At 76.0% G+C, this 6011-nt stretch carries 6 protein-coding genes; all 6 read left to right on the plus strand.

Going from position 1 to position 6011, the window contains the following annotated elements; all coding sequences use genetic code 11:
- The first annotated feature begins 5 nt into the window (after nt 1–5).
- Nucleotides 6–617, plus strand: a complete 612-nt coding sequence (locus GYH36_RS06575; RefSeq protein WP_034604696.1) for an SIMPL domain-containing protein — start codon at nt 6–8, stop codon at nt 615–617.
- 130 nt (nt 618–747) lie between these two features.
- Entirely contained in the window at nt 748–1455 is a 708-nt protein-coding gene (locus tag GYH36_RS06580; RefSeq protein ID WP_024841191.1) for a GOLPH3/VPS74 family protein, read from the plus strand.
- 307 nt (nt 1456–1762) lie between these two features.
- Nucleotides 1763–2371, plus strand: coding sequence for a 50S ribosomal protein L25/general stress protein Ctc (locus GYH36_RS06585; RefSeq protein ID WP_024841190.1), 609 nt, complete (start codon nt 1763–1765; stop codon nt 2369–2371).
- A 142-nt stretch (nt 2372–2513) separates the two neighbouring features.
- Entirely contained in the window at nt 2514–3116 is a 603-nt protein-coding gene (pth, locus tag GYH36_RS06590; RefSeq protein ID WP_024841189.1) for an aminoacyl-tRNA hydrolase, read from the plus strand.
- A gap of 112 nt (nt 3117–3228) precedes the next feature.
- Nucleotides 3229–4395 (plus strand): glycosyltransferase, encoded by a 1167-nt coding sequence (locus GYH36_RS06595; RefSeq protein WP_024841188.1) that lies wholly within the window; start codon nt 3229–3231, stop codon nt 4393–4395.
- Nucleotides 4392–6011, plus strand: a 1620-nt coding sequence (locus tag GYH36_RS06600) for a polysaccharide biosynthesis tyrosine autokinase (RefSeq protein WP_162289441.1), incomplete at its 3' end; no start/stop codon positions are given. The genes GYH36_RS06595 and GYH36_RS06600, both read left to right, overlap by 4 nt.

Genomic DNA, 6011 nt, shown 5'->3' on the forward strand with positions numbered 1-6011 from the left:
GCGGGATGAGCACCTCGGGAGTGACGACCACCGGCCAGGGCGCCGTGACCGCGGCGCCGGACGTCGCCGTCGTCGAGCTGGGGGCCGAGGCGAGCGCGCCGGGCGTCCAGGACGCGCTCGACCGCGCGAACGCGGGCCTCGCCGCCGCGCGGGACGCGCTCGTCGCGGCGGGGGTCGCGCCGGAGGACGTGCGCACGTCGCAGACGTCGACGTGGACCGAGCAGCGCGAGGACGGCCCGCGCACGACGGCGCGGCTCACGCTGCGCGCGACCGTGCGGGACGTCGCGGCGTGCGGCGAGGTCGTCCGCTCGGCGCTGGACGCCGCGGGCCCGGTCGCGCGGCTCGACTCGACGAGCCTCGCCGTGGGCGACCCGGCGCCTCTCGCGGTGGCGGCGCGCGACGCCGCGTTCGCCGACGCGCGGTCGCGCGCCGAGCAGTACGCGCGCCTCGCGGGCCGCTCGCTCGGGCCCGTCGTCGAGATCCGCGAGGACGTCGGCGGGCCGGGACCGGTGCCGCGTGTCCTGGCCGCCAAGGCGGCGAGCGAGGCGCTCGTCGTCGAGCCCGGCACCCAGGAGGTCCGCGCGAGCGTCACGGTCCGCTGGGAGCTCGCGGACTGACCGCGCCTCCCGGGCCCGGGCTTGGTCCCGCCAGCACGCCCCGCGCCCTCGTCGTGGGGGTGCGGGCCGCACGGCCGGGCGATGACATTCCGCACCTGTCCGGGGCACCGCGCCGCCGTAGCGTGGACACATGCTCATCCTCGAGGACTACCTGCTGCTCACGCTCGACGACGTGACCGGGAAGGCCGTCGTCGACGCCTCCTACCGCGAGCAGGTCGCCGCCGGCGCGCTGCTCGTCGAGCTGGCCCTGCTGCGCCGCGCCGACCTCGCCGGGGACGGCGACGGCGGCCGGGTCGGCCGCATCGTCGTGCGGGACCCGTCCCCGACGGGCAACGCCCTCCTCGACGAGGCGCTCGGCGTCGTCCGCGCGCGCGAGGGGTCCAAGCCCAAGGCCCTCGTCGCGCCCCTCGCGCGGCTCAAGCCTGCGGCGCGCGCGATCGCGTCGCTCGCCGAGCGGGGCGTCCTGCGCCGCGAGGAGGGGCGCGTGCTCGGGATCTTCCCGACGACGCGCTGGCCCGCGGCCGACACGCGGCACGAGGACGCCGTGCGCGCCGACCTGCGGCGCGTGCTCGTCGAGGGCGGCGACCCGGACGAGCGCACGGCCGCGCTGGTCGCCGTGCTCTCCGCGACCGGTCAGGCGGGCCGGGTCCTCGCCGCGGGCGGGTCGGGCGGCGGCGAGGAGTGGACCGCCGCCCACCGACGTGCCGCGGACCGGCGGGCGAAGGAGATCGCCCGCCAGAGCTGGGGGAGCGAGGCGGTGCGCGCCTACGTCCAGGAGATCTCCGCGGCGATCGTCGTCGGCGCGTCCGTGGCCGCGACCGCGGCGGCGACGAGCTGACCCGGCGCACGTCGCGCGGGCGGGTTTCGCCGTCCCGGCCCGCCCGGGTACAGTAGTCCGGTTGCCTCGGCGAGGGACGTCTGACGGCCGGCAGCGCTGGACCGGTGAGCACACCGGCGGCGCGGGACCGCGAGTGTCAGCCAGACCTGTTGGATCTCCGTTATCGACTGGGCGGTCGTCCTCCTGCGCGCCCGTCACACGTCCCGCGCCGACGCAGCCGCCCGTCCGGGAGGCCCTCTCACCGTCCGGACAGCCGACCGCTCCCCACTGGCGGCCGGCCCGCAACGTTCTTCCAGGAGTGATCCACGTGTCCGAGATCAAGCTCGTCGCCGAGGCCCGCACCGAGTTCGGCAAGGGTGCCGCCCGCCGTATCCGCCGTGCCGACAAGATCCCCGCGGTCCTCTACGGCCACGGCAGCGACCCGCTGCACGTGACCCTCCCGGGCCACGACACGATGATGGCGCTCAAGCACTCGAACGCGCTGTTCTCGATCGAGCTCGAGGGCAAGGCGCAGCTCGCCATCACCAAGGACGTCCAGCGCGACCCGGTCCGCAACGTCATCGAGCACGTCGACCTGCTCATCGTGAAGAAGGGCGAGAAGGTCGCCGTCGACGTCCCCGTCGTCGTCACCGGCGAGTCCGCCCCCGGCACGATCCACCTCGTCGACCTGCAGACCCTCGCGATCGAGGCCGAGGCGACGCACCTGCCCGAGTCGATCGAGGTCTCCATCGAGGGCCTCGAGGCCGGCTCGCAGGTGCTCGCGGGCGACGTGACGCTCCCGCAGGGCGCGACCCTCACGGCGGACCCGGAGCTCATCGTGGTCTCCGTCACGGAGCCGCAGGCCGAGGCGCTGCCCGAGGACGAGGGCGCCGCCGAGGAGGCCGCCGAGGCTCCCGCCGAGGCCGCCGCCGAGTGACCCTCCCGGTCGTCGGCCGACGCCGCGACCGGACCCCGCGTCGGACGCCCGGTACCGTGACGGTGCCGGGCGTCCGTGCGCCCGCACGATTCCGCGCCCGACCGTCGCTCGGCGCGGGCACCGCACGAAGGACGAGGACGACATGACCGACCAGCCGTGGCTCGTCGTCGGGCTCGGCAACCCCGGGCCGGCGTACGCGGGCAACCGCCACAACCTGGGCCACATGGTCCTCGACGTGCTCGCCGGCCGGGCCGCCGCCCGCTTCGCGCGTCACCCCCGCGCGCAGGCCGCGGTCGCCGAGGCGCGCATCGGCATGCTGCCGGGCGGTCGCCCCGGCCCGCGCGTCGTGCTCGCCAAGCCGACGACGTACATGAACGTCTCGGGCGGCCCCGTCTCCGGGCTCGCGAAGTACTACGGGATCGACCCGGACCACGTCGTCGTGGTCCACGACGAGGTCGACATCCCGTTCGGGAGCGTGAAGCTCAAGATCGGGGGCGGCGAGGGCGGCCACAACGGGCTGCGCGACATCTCGAAGGCGCTCGGCACCCGCGACTACGTGCGGGTCCGCGGCGGCGTGGGCCGCCCCCCGGGCCGTCAGGACACCGCCGACTTCGTGCTCAAGGACTTCAAGGGCACCGAGGCCAAGGAGCTGCCGTTCCTCCTCGACGACGCGGCCGACGCCGTCGAGATGCTGCTCACCGAGGGGCTGCTCGCCGCGCAGGGGAAGTACCACACGAAGGCCTGACGCGACCGCGGCCCGGGACGCCCGTTTTCACCCGGGTGAGGTCCGTTCGTCCCCCTTCTCGGGGGGTGCCGCCCGCCTAGGCTGGTGGTCCTGCGTTCGCGAGGGAGGGCCGATGACCCAGGGTGTCGCGCTCGCGCACGACTACGCGACCCAGCGTGGCGGCGCGGAGCGGGTGGCGCTGCTCCTCGCGGAGGCGTTCCCCGGCTCGCCGATGTACACGACGCTGTACGACCCGGACGGCACGTTCCCGGAGTTCGGCGCGCTCGACCTGCGGACGTCCGCTCTCGACCGCTCGCGCCTGCTCCGCCGCCACCACCGCGCGGCCCTGCCGTTCCTCGCGCCCGCGGTCGACCGGCAGCGCGTCGACGCCGACGTGCTCCTCGCGTCGTCCACGGGCTGGGCGCACGGCTACCGGGGCGCGCGCCGCACCGTCGTCTACTGCCACGCGCCAGCGCGCTGGCTCTACCAGCGCGACCGCTACCTCGGGCCCGCCGAGGGGTCGGCCGCGCACCGGGCCCGGCGGCGCGCCGCCGCCGCGGCGCTCGGCCTGCTGTCCCCGGGGCTCCGCCGCTGGGACGGCGCCGCCGCGCGCCGCGCCGACGTCTACCTCGCGAACTCCACCGTCACGCAGCGCGCGATCCGCGAGGCGTACGGCATCGAGGCGGAGGTGCTCGCGCCGCCGCCCGCGATGCTGCCCGCGGGCGAGGAGCGCCCCCTGCCCGGGGTGGAGCCGGGATTCCTGCTGTGCGTCGCGCGGCTCCTGCCGTACAAGAACGTCGACGTCGTCGTCGCCGCGGCGCAGGCCACGGGGAGGGAGCTCGTCGTCGTCGGCGACGGTCCGGACCGTGCCCGGCTCGAGGCGCAGGCGGCGCAGCGCGGCCGCGTCCACCTCCTCGGCCGTGTCGACGACGCCACGCTGCGGTGGGTGTACCGGCACGCGTCCGCGCTCGTCGCGGCGTCGTACGAGGACTACGGGCTGTCCCCCCTCGAGGCGGGTGCGTTCGGGCGGCCGAGCGTCGTGCTGCGCGACGGCGGGTACCTCGACACCGTCGCGGACGGCGTCACCGGCGTGTTCTTCGACGCACCGCGCGCGGACCTCGTGGCGGACGCCGTCGAGGACGCGCTCTCGCGGTCGTGGGATGATGACGCCGTGGCGGCGCACGTCGCGACGTTCGGCCGGGAGCGGTTCGTCGAGCGGCTGCGCGGCGTCGTCGCGGAGCAGCAGCAGGACCGCACCCTGAGCGCGGGACGACCGGGTGGGGGGAGAGCGCAGGAATGACCATCAGGGAGTTCGTCCGCACCGTCTGGGCGGGCAGGTACTACGTGCTGGCGGCGGTCCTCGTCGTCGTCGCCGGAGCGCTGTTCTACCTCGACCGCCAGGAGACGCAGTACCGCGCGACCGCGACCGTGCAGCTGCACGGCGTGCAGAGCGCGCAGGGCGGCGAGTCCCTGGTCGAGGTCACCGTCAAGACCACCGCCGACGACGTGACGTCGCCCGAGGTCGCGGAGGCCGCGGCGACGGCGCTCGGGGACCCGGCGGCCGCGGACGAGCTCGCGAGCACGGTCAGCGCCGACGTGGACAGGGACAACCGGATGGTCTACGTCTCGGCGACGACGACGGACGAGGCGTGGTCGGTGGAGGTCGCCAACGCGTTCGCGGAGGCGTACGCCGCACAGCTCGTGACGATCCAGGGGAACCAGGCCGCGGAGCTCGAGGCGCGCCGCCAGGCGCTCGCCGACCAGCTCGCGGGCGTCCGGCAGCGGCTCGCCCGCGACGGGGACGACCCGCTCGCGCTCGCGGAGCAGGACATCATCGTCGGCGACTACTCGGCGCTCACGGTGCAGATCAACTCGCTGCGCGGCATCGCCGTCCCGGGCGAGGTCGTCGCCCCCGCGACCGGCGCGGAGGCGCTCGGGCTGTCGCGCGCGACGGTGCTCGCGCTCGCCGTCCTCGTGGGGCTCGTCGCCGGGGTCGGCCTCGCGTTCGGGCGCCGCGGGCTCGACATGCGGGTGCGCAGCGCCGCCGAGTCGACGCGGCTCACCGAGACGCCCGTGCTGGCCGAACTCTACGGCACGCGCCCGGCCGAGAAGGAGTTCTCCCACACGCACGCGCTGCCCGTCGCGAGCAAGGTCGCGACGCCGTTCACGGAGTCGATCCGGGAGCTGCGGACCGCCGTCCAGGTCTCGACGACGAACATCAAGCACGCGGTCGTCGTGGTGACCGCGGCCGACCCGTCCGCACCACGCTCGTTCATCACCGCGAACCTCGCCGCGTCGTTCGCGCTGAGCGGTCGGCGCACGGTCGCGCTGTCCGGCGACCTGCGGCGCCCCCAGCTCGACCGCATGCTGCCGCCGCCCGACGGGTGGCAAGGGGACGAGCAGGAGCTGCGCCCCACGACCGTGCCCAACCTGCGCGTCATGCCGGTGCCCGAGGAGGAGATGGACCCGGCCGACTTCCTCGCGACGGCGCGCGCCCGACAGCTCGTGCGGAACCTGCGCGACCACGCCGAGGTCGTCGTGGTCGACGCGCCTCCCGTGCTCGCCGCGGCCGACGCGACGATCCTCGGCGGGTACGCGAACGGCGTCGTGCTCATCGCCTCCGCCGGCCGCACCGACCGTGCGGTGCTCGTCGAGGCCGCCGAGCGGCTGCGCGTGAGCAACGTCCCGCTCCTCGGCATCGCGCTCACCGGCGTCACGGGCGACCGCCGCATGCTCTACGCCTCGACGTACGGCGACGCGGCGCAGGCCGCGACGGACGCGGACGGGTCGGCCCACGCGGGGACGTCGGCGGGCGGTGCTCCGGACTCGGCCCCCGCGACCGGGGGGACGGCGTCGGGCACGGAAGCCACGCCGACCGGCGACGCGGCGCCCGCGACGGGTCACGCGGGCCGAACC

Origin of the sequence: Cellulosimicrobium composti (genome assembly GCF_010287905.1) — a bacterium.
Lineage (GTDB): Bacteria > Actinomycetota > Actinomycetes > Actinomycetales > Cellulomonadaceae > Cellulosimicrobium > Cellulosimicrobium composti.